The organism is Brevundimonas aurifodinae, assembly GCF_040195595.1.
Taxonomy (GTDB): Bacteria; Pseudomonadota; Alphaproteobacteria; order Caulobacterales; family Caulobacteraceae; genus Brevundimonas; species Brevundimonas aurifodinae.
In genome coordinates this window covers 78,892-101,894 of the sequence record NZ_JBEGDD010000008.1, presented here as the reverse complement: position 1 = coordinate 101,894, position 23,003 = coordinate 78,892, and the positions used below count along the sequence as shown (strand labels likewise).

The 23,003-nt window shown below is 68.6% G+C and carries 28 protein-coding genes; 17 read left to right on the top strand and 11 right to left on the bottom strand.

All coding sequences use genetic code 11. From position 1 onward, the window contains the following. Positions 1–15: 15 nt before the first annotated feature. From ABN401_RS10885 to ABN401_RS10860, 6 genes are all read left to right on the top strand, one after another. Positions 16–486, top strand: a complete 471-nt coding sequence (locus ABN401_RS10885; RefSeq protein WP_349684867.1) for a PaaI family thioesterase — start codon at positions 16–18, stop codon at positions 484–486. Beyond that, on the top strand, positions 483–890 hold the full coding sequence (locus ABN401_RS10880) for a PaaI family thioesterase (protein ID WP_349684866.1): 408 nt from the start codon (positions 483–485) through the stop codon (positions 888–890). The genes ABN401_RS10885 and ABN401_RS10880 overlap by 4 nt, the downstream gene beginning before the upstream one ends. Positions 891–944: 54 nt before the next feature. Beyond that, positions 945–1,319 (top strand): hypothetical protein, encoded by a 375-nt coding sequence (locus ABN401_RS10875; RefSeq protein ID WP_349684865.1) that lies wholly within the window; start codon positions 945–947, stop codon positions 1,317–1,319. A 50-nt stretch (positions 1,320–1,369) separates the two neighbouring features. After that, positions 1,370–1,717 (top strand): hypothetical protein, encoded by a 348-nt coding sequence (locus ABN401_RS10870; RefSeq protein ID WP_349684864.1) that lies wholly within the window; start codon positions 1,370–1,372, stop codon positions 1,715–1,717. A gap of 91 nt (positions 1,718–1,808) precedes the next feature. Beyond that, a complete protein-coding gene (locus tag ABN401_RS10865) occupies positions 1,809–2,240 on the top strand; it encodes a hypothetical protein (protein WP_349684863.1) in 432 nt (143 codons plus the stop codon). A 64-nt stretch (positions 2,241–2,304) separates the two neighbouring features. Next, a complete protein-coding gene (locus tag ABN401_RS10860) occupies positions 2,305–2,940 on the top strand; it encodes a S24 family peptidase (RefSeq protein WP_349684862.1) in 636 nt (211 codons plus the stop codon). 97 nt (positions 2,941–3,037) lie between these two features. Here the strand turns inward: ABN401_RS10860 and ABN401_RS10855 are convergent, their stop codons facing one another. From ABN401_RS10855 to ABN401_RS10840, 4 genes are all read right to left on the bottom strand, one after another. After that, entirely contained in the window at positions 3,038–3,514 is a 477-nt protein-coding gene (locus ABN401_RS10855) for an SH3 domain-containing protein (RefSeq protein ID WP_349684861.1), read from the bottom strand. 305 nt (positions 3,515–3,819) lie between these two features. Continuing rightward, entirely contained in the window at positions 3,820–5,490 is a 1,671-nt protein-coding gene (locus ABN401_RS10850) for a lysine--tRNA ligase (protein WP_349684860.1), read from the bottom strand. Positions 5,491–5,552: 62 nt separating this feature from the next. Next, positions 5,553–5,993 (bottom strand): hypothetical protein, encoded by a 441-nt coding sequence (locus ABN401_RS10845; protein WP_349684859.1) that lies wholly within the window; start codon positions 5,991–5,993, stop codon positions 5,553–5,555. Beyond that, positions 5,990–7,132: an amidoligase family protein gene (locus ABN401_RS10840; protein ID WP_349684858.1), complete on the bottom strand. Its 1,143-nt coding sequence runs from the start codon at positions 7,130–7,132 to the stop codon at positions 5,990–5,992. Before ABN401_RS10840 ends, ABN401_RS10845 begins: the two co-directional genes overlap by 4 nt. Positions 7,133–7,255: 123 nt before the next feature. On the opposite strand from ABN401_RS10840, the gene queA reads away from it, so the two are divergent. The 4 genes from queA to ABN401_RS10820 all read left to right on the top strand — a co-directional run bounded on the left by queA (position 7,256) and on the right by ABN401_RS10820 (position 11,119). Further along, on the top strand, positions 7,256–8,311 hold the full coding sequence (gene queA, locus ABN401_RS10835) for a tRNA preQ1(34) S-adenosylmethionine ribosyltransferase-isomerase QueA (protein ID WP_349684857.1): 1,056 nt from the start codon (positions 7,256–7,258) through the stop codon (positions 8,309–8,311). Between the two features lie 222 nt (positions 8,312–8,533). Then, on the top strand, positions 8,534–9,715 hold the full coding sequence (locus tag ABN401_RS10830) for a thiolase family protein (protein WP_349684856.1): 1,182 nt from the start codon (positions 8,534–8,536) through the stop codon (positions 9,713–9,715). Beyond that, positions 9,712–10,695, top strand: a complete 984-nt coding sequence (locus ABN401_RS10825) for an alpha/beta hydrolase (RefSeq protein ID WP_349684855.1) — start codon at positions 9,712–9,714, stop codon at positions 10,693–10,695. The genes ABN401_RS10830 and ABN401_RS10825 overlap by 4 nt, the downstream gene beginning before the upstream one ends. A gap of 19 nt (positions 10,696–10,714) precedes the next feature. After that, positions 10,715–11,119: a YkgJ family cysteine cluster protein gene (locus ABN401_RS10820; RefSeq protein ID WP_349684854.1), complete on the top strand. Its 405-nt coding sequence runs from the start codon at positions 10,715–10,717 to the stop codon at positions 11,117–11,119. Here the strand turns inward: ABN401_RS10820 and ABN401_RS10815 are convergent. The 5 genes from ABN401_RS10815 to thiE form a co-directional block, all read right to left on the bottom strand. After that, entirely contained in the window at positions 11,116–11,475 is a 360-nt protein-coding gene (locus ABN401_RS10815; RefSeq protein WP_349684853.1) for a hypothetical protein, read from the bottom strand. The two genes, ABN401_RS10820 and ABN401_RS10815, sit on opposite strands and share 4 nt — an antisense overlap. A gap of 730 nt (positions 11,476–12,205) precedes the next feature. Further along, positions 12,206–13,243: a cytochrome d ubiquinol oxidase subunit II gene (cydB, locus tag ABN401_RS10810; RefSeq protein WP_349684852.1), complete on the bottom strand. Its 1,038-nt coding sequence runs from the start codon at positions 13,241–13,243 to the stop codon at positions 12,206–12,208. Continuing rightward, positions 13,240–14,703 carry a cytochrome ubiquinol oxidase subunit I gene (locus ABN401_RS10805; RefSeq protein ID WP_349684851.1) on the bottom strand — a complete coding sequence of 488 codons (1,464 nt, stop codon included), beginning with the start codon at positions 14,701–14,703 and terminating at the stop codon, positions 13,240–13,242. The genes cydB and ABN401_RS10805 overlap by 4 nt, the downstream gene beginning before the upstream one ends. A 124-nt stretch (positions 14,704–14,827) precedes the next feature. Further along, on the bottom strand, positions 14,828–16,513 hold the full coding sequence (locus ABN401_RS10800) for a sensor histidine kinase (RefSeq protein ID WP_349684850.1): 1,686 nt from the start codon (positions 16,511–16,513) through the stop codon (positions 14,828–14,830). A 64-nt stretch (positions 16,514–16,577) separates the two neighbouring features. Then, positions 16,578–17,216, bottom strand: a complete 639-nt coding sequence (gene thiE, locus ABN401_RS10795; protein ID WP_349684849.1) for a thiamine phosphate synthase — start codon at positions 17,214–17,216, stop codon at positions 16,578–16,580. A gap of 118 nt (positions 17,217–17,334) precedes the next feature. Between thiE and ABN401_RS10790 the strand changes: the two genes are divergently transcribed. Beyond that, complete coding sequence (locus tag ABN401_RS10790; RefSeq protein WP_349684848.1) at positions 17,335–17,520, top strand: (2Fe-2S)-binding protein; 186 nt, start codon at positions 17,335–17,337, stop codon at positions 17,518–17,520. Between the two features lie 132 nt (positions 17,521–17,652). Then, a complete protein-coding gene (bfr, locus tag ABN401_RS10785; protein ID WP_349684847.1) occupies positions 17,653–18,153 on the top strand; it encodes a bacterioferritin in 501 nt (166 codons plus the stop codon). Between the two features lie 4 nt (positions 18,154–18,157). On the opposite strand, the gene ABN401_RS10780 is transcribed toward bfr, so the two are convergent. Both ABN401_RS10780 and ABN401_RS10775 read right to left on the bottom strand, forming a co-directional pair. Beyond that, positions 18,158–18,883: an ABC transporter permease gene (locus ABN401_RS10780; protein ID WP_349684846.1), complete on the bottom strand. Its 726-nt coding sequence runs from the start codon at positions 18,881–18,883 to the stop codon at positions 18,158–18,160. After that, positions 18,883–19,821, bottom strand: coding sequence for an ATP-binding cassette domain-containing protein (locus tag ABN401_RS10775; RefSeq protein ID WP_349684845.1), 939 nt, complete (start codon positions 19,819–19,821; stop codon positions 18,883–18,885). The genes ABN401_RS10780 and ABN401_RS10775 overlap by 1 nt, the downstream gene beginning before the upstream one ends. 89 nt (positions 19,822–19,910) lie before the next feature. Here ABN401_RS10775 and ABN401_RS10770 point away from each other — a divergent pair, with 89 nt between their 5' ends. The 5 genes from ABN401_RS10770 to ABN401_RS10750 all read left to right on the top strand — a co-directional run bounded on the left by ABN401_RS10770 (position 19,911) and on the right by ABN401_RS10750 (position 22,975). Beyond that, positions 19,911–20,417: a DUF2975 domain-containing protein gene (locus tag ABN401_RS10770; RefSeq protein WP_349684844.1), complete on the top strand. Its 507-nt coding sequence runs from the start codon at positions 19,911–19,913 to the stop codon at positions 20,415–20,417. Continuing rightward, positions 20,417–20,659, top strand: coding sequence for a helix-turn-helix domain-containing protein (locus ABN401_RS10765; protein WP_349684843.1), 243 nt, complete (start codon positions 20,417–20,419; stop codon positions 20,657–20,659). Before ABN401_RS10770 ends, ABN401_RS10765 begins: the two co-directional genes overlap by 1 nt. Before the next feature lie 51 nt (positions 20,660–20,710). Continuing rightward, positions 20,711–21,268: a tryptophan-rich sensory protein gene (locus ABN401_RS10760; RefSeq protein ID WP_349684842.1), complete on the top strand. Its 558-nt coding sequence runs from the start codon at positions 20,711–20,713 to the stop codon at positions 21,266–21,268. A 144-nt stretch (positions 21,269–21,412) separates the two neighbouring features. After that, complete coding sequence (gene efp / locus ABN401_RS10755; protein ID WP_349684841.1) at positions 21,413–21,982, top strand: elongation factor P; 570 nt, start codon at positions 21,413–21,415, stop codon at positions 21,980–21,982. A gap of 186 nt (positions 21,983–22,168) precedes the next feature. After that, the gene (locus ABN401_RS10750) at positions 22,169–22,975 is read left to right on the top strand and encodes an inositol monophosphatase family protein (protein ID WP_349684840.1); all 807 of its coding nucleotides are present in this window, start codon (positions 22,169–22,171) and stop codon (positions 22,973–22,975) included. The last annotated feature ends 28 nt before the right edge of the window (positions 22,976–23,003 follow it).

Genomic DNA, 23,003 nt, shown 5'->3' with positions numbered 1-23,003 from the left:
GTCACTAAGGATGATATGAGCGATCCGTTCCTGACCGACATCCTGCCCCAGCTCGCTTCCGGCGCGGCCCACACCCACGCCCTCGGCTTCGCCTACGAAGGGGTCGAAGGCGACCGGGTCCGGCTGCGGACGCCCTGGCGGGCCGATCTGGTGGGCGATCCGGAGACCGGGGTGTTCGCCGGCGGCCTGGTCACCGCCATGCTGGATCACGTCGGCGGCCTGGCCGTCTGGGTCGCGCTCGGCGGCTTTCGCCCCATCGCCACCCTGGATCTGAGGGTCGACTACATGCGCGCCGCCCGGCCGCGCACCGACCTGCTGTCCGAGGCGCGCTGCTATCGTCTGACCCGCACCATCGGCTTCGTCCGGGCCTGGGCCTTCGAGGACGACCCCGCCGATCCGGTCGCGGCCGCCCAATCGACCTATGTCATCGATTCGGACGGTGGCCGAAAGCTCGGGGCCAATCTGAAGTCCGGAGACGCGGCGTGACCGCCCTTCTCGACACCTTGCCCTATGCCCGGTTCCTCGGCCTGCGCACCGAACAGGACGGGGAAATCCTGACCGTCACCATGCCGTTCGCCGACCATCTGATCGGCAATCCGCTGCTGCCCGCCCTGCACGGCGGCTCGACGGCCGCGATGCTGGAGCTGACTGCCATCGCCCAGGTCGCGCTGACGTGGCCTCGCCTGCGCCTGCCGCGTCCCATCTCGGTCACGACCGCCTACCTCCGCTCCGGCCGCCCGCGGGACGTGCACGCCCGCGCTCGCATCTCGCGCGCCGGCCGCCGCGTCGCCCACGTCCTGGCCGAGGCCTGGCAGGACGATCCCGCCCAGCCGATCGCCAGCCTGACGGCGCATTTCTCGCTCGATCACAACTCTGACTTGTCAGATTAGTTAACTCATGGTTGCCTGCTCGGCGTGGCATGTCGCCACTTCGAGGGGGAAATCATGTCCAGACACACCATCAGCGAACAGGTCGCGGCCCGGCTTCATGCGGCGGAAGCCGCCATCGACGCGGCCCTGGTCGAGACGGCCCAGCTCGCGGCCCTGCTGCCGGCCGCGCGCACTGAGGCCTATCTGTCGGCGGTCTCCGGCCAGAAGGCGTTCGACGGCGCGGCGGCCTCGATCGGCGCTTTGGCGGAGGCGCGGTCCCATATCGTCGACACGCACAACGCCCTGGCGGCCCTGGCCAGAAAGATGGGCCTCGGGACCGTGGCGGTCGGGATCCTCGACAAGCCCGAAGACGAACCTCCGCACGGCGGCGGCGGGGTCCGGACCGCGCTCGCCCCAGAGGTTAACAAATCCCTACCGACCGCCCCTTAAACGTGTTAACGTCTCGGTTACCAACTGTTCTTTTTGGAAGGGGCTACACAATGGACCGCACTGAAGTCGTCGCGAGCGTTGCCAGCGACCTGCATGCCAGCGAACGGGCGATCGACGCCGCCATCACCTCGACGACCACCCTGGTCCAGTCGATGATCGGCGCGCGCGCCATGCTCAGCCTCTCGCCGGTCTCCGGCGCGGCTTCGCAGACCAAGGCCATGGAAACGATCGCCGCCCTGTCGGCCGCGCGCGAAGCCATCGTCGCCTGCCACGCCGAGCTGCAAAAGGACCACCGTCGCATGGGCTTCGGCGCCTACGCCGTCGGCATCCTCGACAAGCCCAGCGACTGGGACGCGGGCCGTCCGCCCGAAGGCGTCTCGAACAAGCGCGCCGCGTGAATTCGAGGTAACCTTTACCGGCTTCAATAGCTGGTTAGGCAGACTCAGGTCAGATTGGCCCCCGCGTCCTTCCCGGCGCGGGGGTTTTTTCATGCTGGACACCCTGTGGTCCCAGATCGGTCTTCTGCCCGCGCTGCTGGTGGGCGTCTTCGCCTTCTGGAAGGGTGGCGAGGCCGAGCGGCTGGGCATGGGGGCCTGGGTCCTCGGATGGATGGCCGGCATGCTCCTGCAGCAGGACGGGAACCTCTATCAGGGGTTCCAGTTCGGACTCTTCGTTCTCGACATCGCCATGCTGGCGGTGTTCGCGGCCCTGACCTGGCGTTACCGCCGCTCCTGGCCCATCTGGGCCGGGGCCTGCCAACTGGTGGTCCTCACCAGCCACATCGCCTTCCCTCTGGCCAAGGCGGCCTCGATGACGGCCTTCTACACAGTCCTGAACGTCGCCGGGTACGGCATCCTCGCCGCCATCGCGGTCGGCACGTTCTGGGCGTGGCAGGACCGGCGCGCGGCAGGGCTGGAGTAGGGATTTATTCCCATGTAGTCTGCGACGACTCACCGGCGGCTACGGCCGCGCTCCGTGTCGCGCCATGCCCCTGTCCCACGCCCGCATCTGGTCCGCCCTGGACGCCATGGCGCGGCGCGAAGGCCTGTCGGCCTCGGGCCTGGCCAGGAAGGCGGGGCTGGACCCCACCGCCTTCAATCCGTCCAAACGCATGGGGCCGGGCACGCCGCCCCGTCCGCGTTGGCCATCCACGGAAAGCCTGAACCGCATCCTGGAGGTCACGAACGTGACCCTGGCCGAGTTCGCTGTGTTGGCCGACGACGCCGCGCCGCGGGTGGCCACCGCGCCCCTGATCGGCATGGCCCAGGCGGGACAGGACGGCTTCTTCGACGACGCGGGCCTGCCGACGGGCGAGGGCTGGGACCAGACCGACCTGCCCGCCCCGCGCGACAGCCTGTTCAGCCTGCGAATCACCGGCGATTCCATGGTGCCCCTCTATCGGGAAGGCGACCGGGTCCTGGTCGATCGCGAGCGCGGCGACATCCGGCGCGGCGACCGGGTCGTGGCGCGAACCTTGGCCGGCGAGACCCTGGCCAAGGAGGTCGGTGGCCTGACGGCCCGGACGGTCACCCTCACCTCCATCAACCCCGACTATCCGCCCCGGATCATCCCGCGCGCCGACATCGCCTGGATGTCGCGCATCCTGTGGGTCAGTCAGTAGGTCACGAAAAAGGGCCGCCCCTCCCGGGACGGCCCTGATCCACACTCACCCCACGCTCAGGCAGCGAGCGACCGCGTCGCGAGCGTTAGCGCCCTACCTAGTACGGCTGGACATAGTTGGCATTGACCCAGCCGCCACCGGCGATCTGGACCCACTCACCCTGGGAGCCGACGGCCGTGAAAGGCTGACCGGCCGACAGGCTGCCCGACTGGCGATAGTTGGTGCCCGGACCCGAGCGGATGCGCAGGTTCGAAGCCGCGCGGTACTGGGCCCCGCTGGAGCTGGCCTGGGCGTTCACACGGGCGCGCTGCTGGTTGCAGCCGATGTAGGACCCGGCCGCGGCCCCGGCGGCGCCACCCGCCACGGCACCGAGCGCGCGCTCGTTGCTCGAGATCCGGCTTCCCGCGAGGGCGCCCAGCACGCCGCCGATCACGGCGCCCGCCTGCTGGCGACCCCCGGGAGCGTCACAGCTGGTGATGCCGTTCGACTGGGCCGAGGCGACGGTCGGGACGGCGGTGGCCAGCGCGGCCAGGGCGGCGGCGGTGGCGATAGAGGTGTTCAGAAACTTCGACATGGCTCTCTCCTGTCATCGAGGTTGGTCGATGAGGAGCATAATGCACGCTAGCGTATGAAGGCTCCCCAAGCCTTGCCGTTATTTTCCGTTCATGTTTCTGCGGGCTACCGCTCGCGACGCGGTCGCTCGCTGCTTGAGCCCGACGTGTCGTCTCCTCCCTGTTCGCCGCTTCGGCGAATGGGGAGGGCACCGCGAAGCGGTGGTGGGGTTGCCGCGCACTCGAACGCCCGACGTCTGGCAAACCCCTCCGTCTGCTCGCGAAGAGCTCGCATCCACCTCCCCAACGCTGCGCGTCGGGGAGGAGACTAGCTGGCCAGTTCCCCGCGCGCCCCCGCCTCAACAAGTTCGATGGTCTGCGACAGGCCGTATATCGCCGCGAACGAGCCGAACCGCGGCCCCTGCGACGCGCCCAGCAGCACTTCGTACAGCGCCCCGAACCAGGCCCTCAGCGGCTCGAAGGCGTGCGCCTTGCCCACGGCATAGACCTCGTTCTGGATCGTCTCGCCGTCGGTCGTGTCCGCCGGCAGGGCCTTCAGCCGACCCGCCAGATCCATCAGCGCCGCCGCCTCGGCTTCCGTCGGCGCGCGATAGGCCTTCGTCGGCTTCACGAAGTCCTCGTAGTAGTTCAGCGCACGGTCCATCAGCTGATCGAGCACGGGCTCGTTCGCGGGCGTCGCCTCGGGCAGATACCTGGCCATATAGGCCCACAGCTGGTCCTTGTTGGACGCATTGGCCACGCCGACCAGGTTCAGCAGCAGGGCGAACGACACCGGCGAGGCGACTTCGGGTGGGGCCCCGGCGTGGATCGACCACACGGCGTTGTCGATCCGCTTCGCCGGCTCCTGCGTCCGATAGGCCTCGATCGCCCCCAGATAGTCGTCGATCGCGCGCGGAATGACGTTGAAATGCAGGCTCTTGGCCGACTTCGGGCTCTGGAACATGTACCAGGACAGGCTCTCGGGCGTGCCGTAACGCAGCCACTCGTCCATGGTCAGGCCGTTGCCCTTGGACTTGGAGATCTTCTTGCCCTCGATGTCGAGGAAGAGCTCGAAGTTGAACCCTTCCGGCGGCACCCCGCCCAACGCCCGACAGATCTTGCCGCTCTCGCGCACGCTCTCGATCAGGTCCTTGCCGCTCATCTCGTAATCGACGTCCAGCGCCGTCCAGCGCATGGCCCAGTCCGGCTTCCACTGCAGTTTCACATGGCCGCCGGTGACCGGCAGTTCGGTTCGCCCGCCTGCCGGGTCGTCGAACACGATCGTGCCCTTGGCGACATTCCGCTCCAGCGTCGGCACCTGCAGGACGTGACCCGTCACAGGGCTGATCGGCAGGAAGGGCGAATAGGTCTCGCGCCGCTCCGGCCCCAGCGTCGGCAGCATGATCGCCTGAACCGCGTCGAACCGCTCCAGCAGCCTGAGCAGCGTCGCGTCGAACCGCCCCGACGCGTAGGTCTCGGTCGAGCTCATGAACGCGTAGTCGAACCCGAAGCCGTCCAGGAACGCCCGCAGGCGCGCGTTGTTGTGCGCCCCGAAGCTGTCGTGGGTCCCGAACGGATCGCGCACCTGGGTCAACGGCAGATGCAGGTCCTCGCGCAGCATCTCCGGGTTCGGCACCCCCTCGGGCACCTTCCGAAGTCCGTCCATGTCGTCGGAAAACGCGATCAGACGCGTCGGCCAGTGATCGCCGGTCAGGGCCCGAAACGCGTTCCGGACCATCGTCGTGCGCGCCACCTCGCCGAAGGTCCCCATGTGCGGCAGGCCCGACGGGCCATAGCCGGTCTCCAGCACCACCGGCCGGTTCAGCGCCTCGAACGTGGCCAGCGCCTGGTCCGCCTTGCCGGCGTCGATCAGCAGCTTGGCGGCGACCCGGTCGGCGTCCGACAGCCGCTTGTTCAGCACATGGTCGAGCAGCGCCCGCGCCTGTTCAAAGGGCCAGGACTTGGCCTCGCGGGCCAGGGGGACGAGATCGGTCAGCATGGGCGCGGGTTTGGCCGCTCCCGACGGCAGCGTCAACGCCGCCGGCCCCCGCGACCGACGCCTCAGGCGCCCAGAGCGTTCCGGACCTGCTGCGAGTTGCCCCAGGTGAACAGGTCCGCAGCCTTCAGCTTGGCGTCATAGGGATCGGCGAAGCCCCAGATCGAGGCCAGCACCCGCGCGTCGTTGTAGGAGTATCCGGTGTCTTCCCAGGCGCACGCGTATCCGACGTCGCGGGCCTCGGCCAGCACGACGGGGACGTTGGTGCCGATCCCGTTCAGGATCTTCTCGCCGATCATGATCTTCCCGCCCTCGACGTCGGTGCCGTAGAACTCGCCGAGAATGCGGGCGTCGCAATAGTTGTAGCGGGACGAGGCGTAGGCGTCATAGGCACGGCCTTGCGGCTCGGCCTCGGCGGGCTGTCCGAACAGGACCATGGCCACGGCGCTGGTCATCAGCAGCCGCGACGTCAGGCGGCGCGTGCGCGGCGCGGTTGTGGTCATCATCGGTCTTCCCCCGAGGCGAAGATCGCCTCCCCGTTCCGCTCTACTGGAGATCGCCGTTGGGCGAAAGCCCGCGGTTCGGACCGTACCCGTTTCAACCACCGCGTCCGGACCGTCTCCTCCATCGACGCCTGCAACAGGACCTGCATCAGGGTCTCGGGCACGGGCTCGTCGCCGGCCTCGACGCACCCCCTCAGCAGCGCCTCGAACAGCGCCGCTCCGTCCAGGATCTCTCCGGCATCCAGCGAGGCCGGCAGGATGCGAACCTCGACCGTGTGCTTGTCGTCCCGCCCCGCAAGCAGATTGATCAGGTTCAGGTCGCAGTATTTGCTCAGCGGAACGGCCCTCAGCGCCGCCCGCGCCGCCTCCCAGTCCAGGCCGGGGAAGTCGTCGGCCTCGACCCGCGCCTCGAGCTCCGGCGGCCAGGGCCCCAGGCGCACACAGGCCGGATTGACGCCGACCAGCCGACGCAAGGCCGGGCCATGGCGACCATACAGTCTGACCAGGCGACGCAGGTCCGGGGCCGAACACAGCGGGCCGGCGTCGAAATGCACATGGGTCGCCCCCTCCAGCGGCAGGGCAAAGCCCAGGTCACGCGCGTCGGCCAGCAGGCTCCCCAGAACCTCTCGATGGTCGGCCGCCAACGGCGCCGTGACGATCTCGCAGGGGCGGTCCCTCTGACCGGGCAGGGGCGCGCCGACCGCGACCGAATGCCCGCGGTCGTCGACCACGCGGACCATCCCCGACGGATGGCGCTGCGGCTCCGTGCCGAACAGGGCGGCCAGCGGATCGAGCATCGTCTCGGCCGCCGCGTCCGGGTCGCAATGGCGCATCACCAGCCTCAGCAGCCGGGCGTCGTCGGCCACGATCCGCCCCCAGCCCGGGCGCGGGGCCGCCTCGCGATCCAGCCCGCCCTGCAGCGTCAGGTCGTCGACGAAGTCCGCGTGCCAGGCCCCGTCCGCGTCCCGGACGCGAAAACCGGGCGTCAGATTGTCGAAGACCGCCTGTCCCGGCGCGGCGCGGACCTCCGACTGGGGATGAAAGAAACGCTGGACGCTGCCCCCGATGCGCCGGGCGGTCGCCTGCGCGAGATCCAGCCGCGTCCGGCCCACAGGGGCCATCAGCTCGATCTCGAAGCCCATTTTCCACGTCAGTTCGATCGGACCGCGCCCCCCAACGCGCGGAGTCGACCTTACGGACATGCGCGCCGACCCGCCATGACCTGTCTTGACCACCCCCGGCGGTCGTGACCATTCGCGCGACTGATGAAGACCGCCGACTTCGACTTCGACCTGCCCGAGGACCGTATCGCCCTGCGGCCGGCGGAACCGCGCGACAGCGCCCGGCTGCTGGTGGTCCGCGACGGCGGCCTCTCCGACCACGCGATCCGCGACCTGGCCGACTTCCTGCGCCCCGGCGACGCCCTGGTGTTCAACGACACCCGCGTCATCCCGGCCCGCCTGTCCGGCGTCCGCGAACGGGCGGGCCCGGACGGAGAGACGCTGACCGTCCCCGTCGAGGCGACCCTGCACCACCGCGACGCCCCCGACGTCTGGTCTGCCTTCATGAAGCCGGGCAAGCGCATCAAGCCCGGCGACCGGATCGTCTTCCAGAGCCTGACGGCGACGGTCGAGGCCAAGTCGGACGACGGCCTGATCGCCCTTCGGTTCGACGTCTCGGGCCCGGCTCTGGACGAGGCGATCCGCGCCGTCGGCGTCATGCCCCTGCCGCCCTATATCGCCGCCAAACGCCCGGAGGACGACCGCGACCGCTCGGACTATCAGACCGTCTTCGCCCAGTATGACGGCTCCGTCGCCGCGCCGACGGCGGGCCTGCACTTCACCCCTGCCCTGCTGAACGCGATCCGGGCGCGTGGCGTCACCACCCACGCCGTGACCCTGCACGTCGGCGCGGGCACCTTCCTGCCGGTGAAGGCCGACGACACCGCCGATCACCGGATGCACAGCGAGTGGGGCACGGTGTCCGACGAAACGGCCGCCGCCCTGAACGCCGTCCGCGCGGCGGGCGGCCGCATCGTCTGCGTCGGCACGACGTCGCTCCGCCTTCTGGAATCCGCCACGACGCCTGACGGGGTGATCCAGCCCTTCCACGGCGACACGGCCATCTTCATCACGCCCGGCTACGCCTTTCGCGCCGCCAACGTCCTGATGACCAACTTCCACCTGCCGAAGTCGACCCTTTTCATGCTGGTCAGCGCCTTCGCCGGGTTGGACACGATGAAGGCCGCCTACGCCCATGCCGTGGCGACGGGCTACCGGTTCTACTCCTACGGGGACGGGAGTTTGCTGTTCCGGCACTGAGCCTCTCCCTCCCCCTCGGGGGAGGGTGGTCGGAGCGCAGCGGAGACCGCGTGGGGGCGGCAACGCGAAACTGGGACAGTCCGGGTCCAAATCTCCGGCCGTTCCCACCCCGTCGATGCAAGTGCATCGACGACCCTCCCCTGAAGGGGAGGGAGAAAGCCATCCCTCGCAATCCCTCTCGCTCGACGCTACATCCCCCGCACGTCAGTCGAGAGAGCCCCCATGTCCGATCCCGTCGTCATCGTCGCCTTCGCCCGCACGCCCATGGGCGGCTTCCAGGGGGCGTTCACAGGCGTCAAGGCGACCGAGCTGGGGGCGACGGCGGTCAAGGCGGCGGTCGAACGCGCGGGCCTCGATCCGGCCAGTGTCGAGCAGATCGTCATGGGCTGCGTCCTGCCCGCCGGCCTCGGCCAGGCCCCCGCGCGTCAGGCCGCCATCGGCGCGGGTCTGGGCCAGCATGTCGAGGCCACCACAGTGAACAAGATGTGCGGCTCGGGCCTTCAGGCCGTCATGCTTGCATCTGACTCTCTCGCCGCCGGTTCGGCCGACATCATCGTCGCGGGCGGCATGGAGTCCATGACCGGCGCCCCCTACCTGATGACCAAGCACCGCGGCGGGGCCCGCATCGGCCACGATGTGCTGGTCGACAGCATGTATATGGACGGGCTGGAGGACGCTTATACGCCCGGCAAGCTGATGGGGGCCTTCGCCGAGGACTCGGCCCGCACCTATCAGTTCACCCGCGAGGCCCAGGACGCCTATGCGCTCGAGAGCCTCAGCCGCGCCCGGTCCGCAATAGAGACCGGCGCCTTCGCCGCCGAAATCACCCCGGTCGAGGTCGCGGGTCGCAAGGGCACCGTCACGGTCAGCGAGGACGAACAGCCCGGCAAGGCCATGCCGGAGAAGATCCCGACCCTGAAACCGGCCTTCTCCAAGGACGGCACCATCACCGCCGCCAACGCCAGTTCCATCTCCGACGGCGCCGCCGCCCTGGTCATGACGCGCGAGAGCGTCGCCCGGACGATGAACCTGCCCATCGTCGCCCGCATCGTCGCCCACGCTGCCCACGCGCACGAACCCGGCCTGTTCACCACCGCGCCCGTTCCTGCGATGCAGAAGGCCTTGAAGAAGGCCGGCTGGTCCGTCGAGGACGTCGACCTGTGGGAGATCAACGAGGCCTTCGCCGTCGTCCCCATGATCGCCATGCAGGAGATGGGCATCGACCACGCCCGCCTGAACGTGAACGGCGGCGCGACCGCTCTGGGTCATCCGATCGGCGCGTCGGGTGCCCGCGTCCTGACCACCCTCCTGGCGGCGCTCCAGGCGCGGGGAGGCAAGAAGGGCATGGCCAGTCTGTGCATCGGCGGCGGCGAGGCCGTGGCCCTCGCGGTCGAGATCGCGTGACCCTGGACCGCCGCAGCCTGCTGGGCGTCGGGGCGCTGGTCGCCTCAACGCCCGGTCTCGCGCGGCAGACGTCGGACGCTGCGACGCTCGCTCCGCCCGATCCCACCGAGACGATCCGCCTCTGGCCCCGCGGCGCGCCGGGCGGCGAGGGCGTCTCCGTCACCGCCGTCGTCCCCGAACGCTCGATCGATCCGGCCTTCCACGACCGCTACGCCCAGTACACCACCGACCCGATCCTGACGGTTCTGCGCCCCGAACGTCCGAGTGGCGCGGCGATCCTGTTGATCCCGGGCGGCGGCTATCGCTGGGCCGTGGTCGACAAGGAGGGGCTGGACGTCGCCCGGGTCTTCGCCGCCGCCGGCGTCACCTGTTTCGTTCTGCGTTATCGCCTGCCGGCCGACGGCTGGGCGGCCGGACCGAACGCCCCCCTGCAGGACGCCCAGCGCGCGATGCGCCTGATCCGCCATCGCGCCGCCGATTTCGGCGTCGACCCAGCCCGTATCGCCGTATTGGGGGCCTCGGCCGGGGGCCACCTCGCCGGTCTCCTCGCCGCCCGGCCCGACGCGACCTATGCGGCGGTCGATGTGGCCGACGCGGCGTCCTTCCGGCCCGACCTGAACGTCCTCCTCTATCCCGTCGCGACCCTGGCCGATCCCTTCGCCCACGCCGGATCGCGGCAGCATCTCCTGGGCCCCTCTCCCACCCCGGATCAGATCGCCGCCTGGTCGCTGGACCGGATGGACTGGACCGGCGTCGCGCCCACCGCCCTGATCCACGCCCTGGACGACACCAGCGTCCCGCCCGAGAACAGCCTGCTGCTGCTGTCAGCCCTGCGCGCGTCGAACGTCGTCTCGGAGGCCCATCTGTTCCAGGAGGGCGGCCACGGCTTCGGCGTCCGCCTGATCGCCGGCAAGCCCGCCGCCGTCTGGCCGGACCTCGTGCTCGCCTTCGGACGCCGAAACGGCTGGATCAGTCCGTGACCGCTCGGGTCACGGTCCGATGAAGAGCTGCGGCGACTGCGGCCTGTGCTGCAAGCTGATGGGCGTCACCGCCCTTGAGAAGCCCGCGGGCCGTTGGTGCCGCCATTTCGGCAAGACCACGGGCTGCGCCATCTATGAGAACCGGCCCTCGGACTGCCGGGTCTTCAACTGCCTGTGGCTGCTGACCGAGGCTTTGGACGACGCGTGGAAGCCGACCGTCTCAGGCTTCGTGCTTCACTCCGAAAAGGGCGGCGCCCGGCTGATCGTCGAATGCGATGCCGCCCGTCCCCACGACTGGCGACGCGAACCTTACGAGCCACAGCTCCGCCGCTGGGCCGCCGCCGAGGGACAGGAAGTCCTCATCTTCGCCGGCAAGCGGGGCTTTCGATTGGGCCCAACGGACGCGGTGGTTCGCCGTGCCTAGCGGGGATCGACGCTCTGGGCGATCCGCTCGGCCAGCAGCCGATCCTGGCCCTCGACGCTGGTGATCCAGACGTGGATCTCGTTCGGCGCCGCCGTTCGGGTGAACAGATGCTCCAACGCGACGCGCCGCCCCTCCTCGTTCGCCACGATCGAGGCGCGCCCACCCGCCTCTACCATCTCGCCGGAATAGATCGGGAACTGCGACACCGGCCCGGCATAGATCATCACCAGCGACCGCTCGCCGCGCCGCACCGTCCACACCGTGAAGTTCGGACCGGGTCTCCCTGTCGTCACCGTGACCCCGGCCGGCAGGTCCAGGCTGAACGGCAGGGCCGCGATGGCCGAGGCGTTCAGCACGGTCGGCGGCGGCGGCGGTTCGGCCGCTGCGGCGGGCTCGCCAGCCGGGCCTGTTGTGGAGACGGCGGCAGGCGGCGGAACGGCGGGCGGGCTTGATATCGGTGCCGTGGCCGGACGCGCGGCAGGCGGCGCGGTGCTGTTCGTAGCGGGAACCGGCGGAACCGGACGCGGGGTCGCTCCGACGGGGGCGGTCGGGGTCGGTGCCACGGCGGTCGGGGCCGGCGCTGCTGGAACCCGAGCCGATGCAGCCGGACGCGGGGCCGCGCCGCCGGGTGCCGTCCCGCTCGCAGGCACAGGGGTCGGGGCCGTCGGTCGGGCCGTCCCCGTCGCAGGCGTCGGGATCGGGGCCGGACGGACGGTCCCCGATGGAGCGGGCATGGTGGCTGTTGACGACGGCCGGGGCACGCCCGACCCAGCCGTCGCGGCCGGTGGCGTCACAGGCGCGGACGGCCGCGTCGCCGCCGGCGGAGCCCCGTTCAACATGCGCGTCAGGTCGCTGGCCGTGCTTTGCGACGACGGAGCGGCGGTCTGCGCGGCGGCGAGGACGGAGAGGATCAGGAGGCTGGGCATGGCCGCGACCATCGCGCCTCAGCCCATGAACGGCAAGCTCCGCAGCGCATACGCCACCGTCGCGACGACCCCCGCCCCCGCCAAGCACAGGCCGACGAACCAGACCAGCTTCTTCCACAGGGGGCCGGCGTCCTCGTCCGGCTCCGGCGGGGGAACGGGCTCAATGATGATAGCCGGCCTCCTCGTCGATCTTGCCCCGGAACACCCAATAGACCCAAGCCGTATAGGCCAGGATCATCGGCAGGATCACGGCCGTGCCGACGATCATCAGGGCCAGGGCATTGTCCGGCGCCGCTGCCTGACGGAAGTCCAGGGCATAGGGCACCATATAGGGCGCGAACCCGACCGCCAGGCCCAGATAGCCGGACAGGAAGACCAGCAACGCCCCGACGAACGGCCAGCGATGCGAGCCCTTCCGGGACATGATCCAGACCAGGGCCAGCCCGCCGAGACCCAGCAGGGGGATCGGCAGAAGCGGCAGCAGCGTCGCCAGCTCAAGCGCGAAGCCGTCGCCCAGATCGAAACCCCAGCGCGCCGCGACCCGGGGATGGATCAACAGGGTCGCCACGCTGACGGCGGCCAGCAGGACCGCCGTCGCCACCGCCGCCCAGCCGGTCCATCGCTTGGCGTCGCCATGCAGATTGTCCTTGGTCTTCATCATCAGCCAGGCCCCACCCAGCAGGGCATAGCCGGCCACCAGCCCCGCCGAGACCAGCAGCGTATAGAGGGTGAACCAGTCGAACTGTCCGCCCGCGAACCGGTCGTCGCGCACCGTGACGCCCTGGATGAACCCGCCCAGCACGAACCCCTGGGCCACCGTGGTCAGGATCGAACCGCCCGCGAACATCTGGGTCCAGAAGCGCCGTCCCCGGTTTCGGGCCCGGAACCGGAACTCGAACGCCACGCCCCTGAGGATCAGTCCCGCCAGCATCAGCAGGATCGGCAGATAGAAGGCCGGCATCAGGATGGAATAGGCCAGCGGAAACGCCGCCAGCAGACCCCCTCCCCCCAGCACCAGCCAGGTCTCGTTGCCGTCCCACACCGGCGCGATGGTGTTCATCATCACGTCCCGCTCCTCCTTGGAGGACGCGAACGGAAACAGGATGCCGATGCCGAGATCGAACCCGTCCAGGGTGACGTAAAGCAGCACCGCGACCGCGATCAGCCCGGCCCAGATCAGAGGAAGGTCCAGGTTCACGATGCTGCTCCTCTAAGGCCGTCGTGGCCGTCCGGCGTGTCGTCGTCGTCGGGCGAGGTGTCCCCCGGCGCCTTGGCCATCGGCGTGCCCGGCGGGCGCTGACCGCGCGGCGCGGGCTCGGTCCGGGCCGCTACCGGCCCCTCGGCCATGAGGCGCAGGATGAACAGGGCTCCGGCCGTGAAGACGATCGAATAGACGACGACATAGGCCAGCAGCGACGTCGCCACCTGGCTCGTGATCACCGGCGAGACGGCGTCGCGGGTCCTCAGCACCCCATAGACCACCCACGGCTGGCGGCCGACCTCGGTCACCATCCAGCCCGCCAGCACGGCGATGAACCCCGACGGTCCCATGGCCACGCAGAACCGCAGGAACCACGGACTGTCGAACACCCTGCGCCGCCAGATCAGCCAGGCCCCCCAGGCCCCGAGCCCGATCATCAACAGACCCAGCCCCACCATGATCCGAAAGCCGAAGAAGGGAATGAACGGCGGCGGCTGGTCCTCCCGCGGATAGGCGTCCAGCCCCGTGATGACCTCGTCGCGCGGCAGGTTCTGAATCCAGTTGCCGACGCCCGGGATCGACACCTGGAAATGGTTCTTCTGGGCCTCGCGATCCGGGATACCGAACAGGTGCAGCGGCTGGTCCGCGCGGGTTTCCCAATAGCCTTCAAGGGCGGCGGTCTTGGACGGCTGGTACTTGTGCGTGACCTCGCCCGACCAGTGGCCGACCACCAGCTGCATCGGGGCCAGCACAGCGACCAGGCCGATCGCCATGACCAGCGAGATGCGGCTCTCGCTCCAGCCCTCGGTCTTGATGCCCCGCGCCCGGTCCTTCAGCACATGGAAGGCCGAGGCCGCGCCGACCACCAGGCCGGTGGTGATGAAGGCCGCCAGCAGCATGTGGGCCAGCCGTGACGGGAAACTGGGATTGAAGATCACCTGCATCCAGTCGACCGCGACGAAGGTGCCGTCGGCCAGGACCTCGTGCCCCTGGGGCGTCTGCATCCAGCTATTGGCCGAAAGGATCCAGAAGGCCGAGATCGTGGTGCCGATCGCCACCAGCACGGTCGAGGCGAAGTGCAGCTTGGGCCCCACCTTCTTCCAGCCGAACAGCATGACGCCCAGGAAGGACGCCTCGAGGAAGAAGGCCGTCAGGACCTCATAGGCCAGCAACGGCCCGATGACCCCACCGGTCAGACGAATGAACTCAGACCAGTTGGTGCCGAACTGGTAGCTCAGCACCACCCCGGACACGACGCCCATGCCGAAGCTGAGCGCGAAGATCTTCACCCAGAACAGATACAGCGTCTTGAACGCGTCGTTCCGCGTCTTCAGCCACAGCCCCTCCAGCACGGCCAGATAGGCCGCCAGCCCGATCGTGAAGGCGGGGAACAGGATGTGAAACGCCACAGTGAAGGCGAACTGCAGGCGCGAGAGGAGCAGGGCGTCGAAGTCCACGGCCGCCTTCCTAATGACCCTATTATTTCTAGGGCTTTGCGCCTTTGGAAGCAGGAAGTCCATGGCGAACGCGGTCGCGCGTCCACAGGTCGCAGGAATTCACCAGATGATGATTTAGCACCGCTCAGGCGGCGGGCAGTTCGATCCAGAAGGTCGAGCCCTGGCCCGGAGCGGAAACCACCCCGATCGTTCCACCCTGAAGCTCGACCAGCCGCTTGGCCAGCGCCAGGCCGATGCCGTGTCCCTCGACAGCCGATCGTTCGAGACCCAGCCGGTTGAAGGGCTCGAACAGTTGCGCCTGCTTCTCGGGCGACAGACCCGGCCCCCGATCGATGACCTCGATGCGAACGCCGTCATAGATGCGGCTGGCGCGGAAGATCACTTCTCCCCCTGCGGCGGCGTATTTGACCGCATTGGTCGCCAGGTTGTCGATCACCTGGGCCAGCCGCTGGGAATCGGCGAGCGCCACCAGACCATCGCCCTCGGCGACGACGGTGAGCTTCAGCCGCGCGGCCTCCGGGCGCAGCGCCGTCGCGCGACAGACATCGTCCAGCACACCCGGAACGTCGGTGGGACGGAGCTCGACCTTGACCGCTCCGGATTCTGCGCGCGCCACGTCCAGCAGATCGTGCGACAGCGCCTCCACCTGACGCGCGGTCTTGACCATCATTTCGGCCATCTCGCGCTGGGTCTCGGTGACCGGGCCCAGCTGGCCGGAGGACCACAGATCGCCGATGCCGATCACCCCGCCGATCGGGCTCTTGATCTCGTGCGCGACGTTGGCCAGCAGGCGCGACTTGGCTTCCGACGCCCGCTCGGCGCGAAGCTGCCCGGCCTTGGCGCGCTCGGACAGACGGTCCCGCTCTTCCAGGAGAGACGCCACCAATACGATGGGGACGAAGCCGAACAGCAGCGTCAGCTGGGTCAACATCGCACGCTCGGCGAGGTCGGACGGATCAACACGCCACGTCCCGCTGCCGATGATCAGCGATCCGATCGCGCAAACGGACACCACCACCAGTGCCGCCGTGACGCCCACCACCCGCAAGCGCGCGGCGATCAGGATCAGCACCGGGATCAGCACGAAGCCGAACTGAAACCGCATCATGAAGTAGACCAGGAAGCACGTCACGCCGAGCAGGCCGATCAGCAGCGCGGTTTCCAGGGCCCGCCAAGGTGACAGCATCGCGCGGATCGGCTGTTTCTCGAGCGCGAGAATGAACGGCGCCACGACCGCCAGTCCAAGGGCGTGGCCGAACCACCAGGTCTGGAATGAGGACAGGAAGTCGGCACCCTGCATCAGCGACAGGCCGGTCGCCGCGATCAGACCGCCGCCGATCGGCGCCAGCGCCGCGCAAAGGATGAACCGGCCCGCGCCATCCACGCTGGCCAGGTTCAGCGTGGGGGCGAACCGACGCGCGAGGAACACGCCCGCGACGACCTCGGCCATGTTGGCCATGGTGAACATCACCGCCAGATCGGGCCGGTTGCCCGCCAGGAACTGACCGGCCATGACGCCAATACAGACCAGGCCGCCGAAGCTCAGGTCGTAGCTAAGCCCTCGACCGCTGCGCAGCCAGACGGCGACCGCCACGGCGTTGGCGGCCCACAGCGCCGCGACCAGACCCGCCGTGCGGGCGGTCGAGATCGCCAGAACGGTCAAAATCATCACCCCGACCACGGTGATCATGGGGACGAGAGGTTCGGCGAACAGGGTCGCCGCCGTCGTGACCTTCGGCGCGCGCGAGCTCACGGCTCCGAGGCCGCCGACCTCGGCGTCTGTGGAATTCATCGCGCGGCTGTAGGCCATCAAGCGGGACTCGGGGAGGAAACCAGAGCCCCTTAGACCACGCGCATCCTAATATCCCCTGAAGTCAGGGGCGATCGCTCATCAAACGGGCGAACCGCTCGACCGCCCGCGCCGGGCCGTCCGGATGACCCCAGACGCCCTGGCTGACGGCGAGAAAATCCGCGCCCGCCTCGATCAGGATCGCGGCGTTATCGACCGTGATCCCGCCGATGGCCACGCACGGGATCTCCATGGCCTCCTGCCAGATGGACAGGATCTCAGGGTCGGGCTGGTGCGAGGTCATCTTGGTGTCGGTGGCAAAGAAGGCTCCGAAGGCGACGTAGTCGGCCCCGGCCTCGGCCGCCTCCATCCCGAGATGGCGGCTGTCGTGACAGGTCACCCCGATCATCGCCGACTTGCCCATGATGCGGCGCGCCGAGGCGACCGACGCATCGGCCTGGCCGACATGCACGCCATCGCAGCCCAGCGACGCGGCCAGGTCAGGACGATCGTTGAGAATCACCGCCACGCCTTTCGACTGAGCGATCGAGGCGAGGCGACGCACGGCCTCGCTGATCGTCCGGTCATCCGCCGGCTTCAGACGAATCTGAAGAGCGGCGACCGGCCCTGCGTCGAGCGCGGCCTGAAGCTGCGCCGCAAACCCCTCGATATCCGGCAGCACGGGGGGCGTCAGGAGATAAAGCTGGCAATCGGGGGCGCGCATGGGGGCGCAGGTGCGACAGCGGTTCGCTCAGGTCAACCTCATGGCTTGCGAATGCGTTGCAATCCCTTCGCGATCTGCTATGGAGAACCAGTCGCAACTGAGGTTCTGAGGAAGTCGCGTGTACGTCTGCAACTGCAATGGTCTGCGCCAGCGTGACGTCGCCCTCGCTATCGAGGCCGGTGCCCAGCGCCCGCGCGATGTCTTTTCTCGGAACGGCTGCGCCGCCCAGTGCGCGAAATGCGTCTGCGAGATGCGTCAGATGATCGACGACAGTCGCCTGAGCTTCGCGCTCGCCGCCGAATAGGCGAGAGCCAAAATCATTCGCAATATCAATGTGGTGATAAGGGCTCGCAACAGCCCCGGCCGCTGTTCGGCTGTGCTATGAAGACCGAAAGGGCGCTCTGTGCCCTCCCCGATTCATCAGGAGCCGACAGCCATGAAGGGCGATCCCGCGATCATCCGGACACTCAACGCGGTGCTGACCAACGAGCTGACGGCGGTCAACCAGTATTTCCTGCACGCCCGCATGTTCGAGAGCTGGGGCCTGAAGCACTTGGGCCAGATCATCTATGACGAGTCGATCGGCGAGATGAAGCACGCCGACAAGCTGATCAAGCGCGTGCTGTTCCTGGACGGCCTGCCCAATATGCAGGACCTGCACAAGCTGAAGATCGGCGAGAGCGCGATCGAATGCCTGGGGGCCGACCTGGCGCTGGAGCTGGGTGGCCGCGACACCCTGCTGGGCGGCATAGCCCAGGCCGAGGCGGCGTCGGACTTCGTCAGCCGCCAGATCTTCATGGAGATCCTGTCGGACACCGAGGAGCACATCGACTTCCTCGAGGCCCAGTTCAAGCTGATCGAGCAGCTGGGCGAGCAGAACTACCTGCAATCCGCCATGACCGAGATCGCCCCGGACAAGTCCGCCACCGGCAACTGAGGCCTTACAGGACCTCTCGACGACTGAGGTGGGCGACGGCGAGCATCAGCATCACAAGGCCCAGCCCGCCGCCCAGGACCAGGGCCGTGGTCACGCGCCAGGGCTCCACGGCCAGCATGTTGATCGGCATCTGCCAGGGAAAGAACACGCCCTGCTTGGCTGAGGTCGCCACGACCGAAAAGAAGGTCCCGCCGATCCCGACCGCCAGAGCCGGGACGAAGCTGGAGAACCGCAGCGCGATCCAGAACTGGATGGCGATCATCAGGGTGGCCGACAGCAGCACCTTGCCCAGCAAGACCGCCTGCGCGCCGAGATCGAACACGCCGGTCGGGACAAGCACGGGCTTGATCGTCGACGCCAGAGTGACCGCGCCCCAGGTCAGCGCCAGGTTCAGCACGCTCATGATAGCCACGGCGGCCAGGACGCAGATCGCCTTGGCGGCATAGAGCTTCCACCGCGCGAGGGGCAGGCACCGCAGATGGTCCCAGGCTCGCGGCCCGTGCTCCATCTGGGCGACGAGGGCGGTCAGGGCGGTGACGCTCATGGGCAACATGAAGAAGGCCCAGATCGCCGTTGAGCTCTGCAGGTACATCTCCCACGGCTGCGGCTCTTTGCCTCGCAGCATGTTGAAGAAGACGAAGATGGCGATCAGCGTCGGCGCGGCCAGGGCCAATAGAAGCGCCAGAGATCGGTTCAGCTTTCGGACTTCGACGGACAGCACGGCCAGCATCAGACGGTCTCCGATCGGGGTTGCGCCGACGACATCGTGACGTCGCGATAGATGCCCTCCAGCGATGGACGGCGCGAACCGATGGCGAAGACCTGCACGCCCGCCTCGATCAGGTCGCGGTTGAGACGGGCCGTCGCCTGGTCGTGATCCGCCCCGGGCCTCAGCCTCACGACCAGACCATCCACCTCTGATCGAACGGTCAGATCGTGGCTGCGCAGGATCGGAGCCGCGCGCTGCGGATCATCGACCCGCAGCCCGATCTCGGGGGCCAGTTCCGCCTTCAGCGCCTCAAATTCGCCCTCCAGCACCAGCCGGCCCTCGTTGACGATGCCGACATGGGTGGCGACCTGTTCGATCTCGCCCAGCAGGTGGCTGGACAGCAGCACCGTCGCACCGGTCCGCTCCGGCAGGGCCTTCAGGAACCGACGCATGTCGACGATGCCGTCCGGGTCCAGCCCATTGGTCGGCTCGTCGAGCACGAGCACGGGTGGCGCGCCGAGCATGGCACGAGCCAGCCCCAGTCGCTGGCGCATGCCCAGGGAATAGTCGCTGACCCGCCGCCGCGCGGCGTCTGTCAGATCGACGACCTCCAGAACCCGATCGATCTCCGGGATCGGCAGGCCCATCAGCCTGCGCGTCAGGTCCAGATTCTCTCGCCCCGTCAGAGTGCCGTAGAAGCCGTGGGCTTCGAGCAAGGCCCCGACCCTGCGCGCCGCGCCGATCCGGTCGCGGCCCACGTCGATGCCGCAAACCTTCGCGGAGCCCTCGGTCGGCCCCAGCAACCCCAGCAGCAACTTCAGCGTCGTGGTCTTGCCCGCGCCGTTTCGCCCCAGGAAGCCGTAGACCGCCCTTTCCGGCACGGTCATCGACAGCCCGTCGACGGCCAGGTGCTGTCCGAACCGCCGCGTCAGCCCCTGCGTCTCGATCGCTGCGCGCATGTGGCCCCGCGTTTCATTTAAGTCTTAGGTAAAGTTGCGAAGCGCGCATCTTTAAGTCAAGATTAAAGATCAGACAGGAAACCCGCCCCATGGCCACCGACGACATCGCCCGCTTCCGCCGCCTGTGCGGCCAGTTCCGCTGGCTGGCCGTCTTCATGGTGTGCAGCGTGGCGGCCGTTCTGGTTCTGATGTTCGTCATCGCCCCGGCCGTCGCCCTGTCGCGCGGTGTCTTCCCCAGTCACGTCAGCCCCGTCGACCTGGTCGAAAAGGCGATCTGGACCACACCGACCCTGTTCTACCTCTATGCCGTCTGGTCGATCGGCTCGGCGCTGGGCGAGGTGTCGAAGGGACGACTGATCCAGCCGACACTGGCCCGGGCGTTGCGCCATGTCGGGGTCGCCCTGGGGCTGGGGGGCCTGCTGAGTGTGTTCGGCATCACCAACATCTCGCGCCTGATCGGCGGCAGTCAGGGCAGCTTCGCCTATTTCGACGTGGCCGGCATGACCCTGGGCATGATCGGCGGGGCCCTGTTCCTGCTGGGTCGCGTGGTCGACCACGCGGGCCGGGTCCAGGCCGAGCTGGACGAGATGATCTGATGCCGGTTCGCGTCACCCTGGACCGGCTGATCGTCGCGCGGGGCCTGAAGGCCCGCGACCTGGCCGCCGAGATCGGTCTTAGCGAGACCCAGCTGTCCCTGTTCCGGTCGGGCAAGGTGAAGGGCATCCGCTTCTCGACCCTGGCGCGGATGTGCGCCGTGCTGGGGTGTCGGCCGGGCGATCTTCTCGACTACGACCACGATCCCGCCGACCGGGTCCGTCCCGCCGACGAGGCGGTCTGAGCGGAACTCCGCCGCCCACCGCCCATTCCGCTCCTGCTGAAGGAGCTTTGCATGACCGACATCGACGACACCCTGGACGACATCAAGGACGCAGCCGCAGGCTTTCTGAACGCCGACGAGCGCGATGCCGGGCATGTGGCCCTGGGGGTCGCGGTGACCGTCGGCTTCGCCCTTCTGGCGACCGCTCTGGCGAGTGGTGCCATCGGGCCGCGCCGTCGGACGACGGCGCAGGTCATCGAGCGGGACGGCCCGATCACCGAGCGCCCGCGCGGCACGTTCAGCCTGCTCCTGCCGGCTGTCTTCTCGGCCACCACCCTGTCAGCCGTACGGGTCTGGAATGCCCCGGCCCGCCCGGAGCGAACCACCGCCATGGTGCTGTGGGCGGGGGCACAGGCGATCAATGCGCTCTGGATCGCGCTGCGTCCCGCCAGCCGCGGGATGCAGATCGCCGCGGCCATGACCTCCGCCGGCCTCGCCGCCGCCTTCGCCCACGAAGCGCGCAAGCTGGACCCGAAGGCCGGCAAGCTCGCCTCGCCGACCGGATCCGGGGTCAGGCTGGCCAACATCATCGACCGAAAGGCCGAGCAGACGGCGGCGACACTGCACTGATCGCGCTCAAGCAGCGCGCCGCCGCGCGGCGAGCGGTAGCGCCAAGACTCGGCCCGCCTTGCCCTGTCGGGCGGCTTCCTCTAGGGATCGCGCCCGAATTCGCGCCGGCCGTCGTGGCCGCGCCCCAGCTTCAGCGATCCCCTCATGGCGAAAATCAACGGCAACACCATCAAGCCCGGCATGGTGCTCCAGCACAACGGCGGCCTGTGGGTCGTGACCAAGGCCAGCCACGTCAAGCCCGGCAAGGGCGGCGCCTTCGCCAACGTCGAGGCCAAGAACCTGGAGACCGGCAACAAGCTGAACGAACGCTTCCGCTCCGAGGACAAGGTCGAGCGCGTCACCCTGGAGCAGAAGGACTTCTCCTACCTCTACGAACAGGGCGACGCCCTCGTGTTCATGGACGACACGACCTACGAGCAGATCGAGCTGCAAAAGGATTGGGTCGGCGAGGATTCGATCCCCTACCTCCAGGACGGCATGAAGGTCGTCATCGAGATGCACGAGGACCGTCCCATCGGCCTGTCGCTGCCCGATCAGGTGACCCTGACCGTCGCGGAGACGGAGCCGACCGTGAAGGGGCAGACGGCCTCGTCGTCCTACAAGCCAGCCCTCGCCGACAACGGCGTGCGCATCATGATCCCGCCCTACATGTCCGCAGGCGAGCGCATCGTCGTCGATACGGCGACCGGCGAATACGTCCGTAGAGCGGACTAGCCGCGCCGGAGCCTCTCCCTCCCTCTAGGGGGAGGGTCGTCGGCGCGAAGCGACGACGGGGTGGGGGCGGCTCGATACCCAACGCAGATCAGAGTTCGTTTCGCCTGGCCCTCCCCACCCGGCTTCGCCTGCGGCTCAGCCACCCTCCCCGGACGGGGAGGGAGAAGTCGTGCTAGGACACCCGCCATGGCCCTCGCCTCCGCCCTCGTTTCCGTGATGATCGACGCCGTCCGCAAGACGGCGCGTCCGATGCTGCGCGATTTCGGCGAGGTGGCGAACCTGCAGGTGTCGAGGAAGGGCCCGGGCGACTTCGTCACCGCCGCGGACATCAAGGCCGAGGACACGCTTTACGAACTGCTGATGAAGGCGCGCCCCGGTTACGGCTTCCTGGGCGAAGAACGCGGCCTGATGGAGGGGACGGACAAGTCCCACACCTGGATCGTCGATCCCATCGACGGCACCACCAACTTCATGCACGCCATGCCGCATTTCGCGATCACGGTGGGGCTGCAACGCTTCGCGCCGGACGGGTCGTCGGAAATCGTCGCGGGCGTCACCTACAACCCGGTCATGAACGAGCTGTTCTGGGCCGAGAAGGGCAAGGGCGCCTATCTGAACGACCAGCGCATCCGCGTCGCCGGTCGCCGGGACCTGTCCGAGAGCCTGATCGCCACCGGCCTGCCCTTCATCGGCAAAACGGGCCACGCCCAGGCCATCAAGGACATCCACGCCGTGGGTCAGCGCGTCGCGGGCATCCGCCGTCTGGGCTCGGCGGCCCTGGACTTCGCCTGGGTCGCCTGTGGTCGCTACGACGCCTATTTCGAGCGCAATCTGAAGCCCTGGGACGTGGCGGCGGGCATCCTGTTCGTCACCGAGGCCGGCGGCCTGGTCACCACCATCGACAATGACGGCGACCCCAAGACCGGCGCGACCATCCTGGCGGCCAATCCCGAGCTGCACGGGCCGCTTCGCAAGGTTCTGCGGGCGGCCTGAGCCGTCACCGACGCGTCATCGCCCCGCC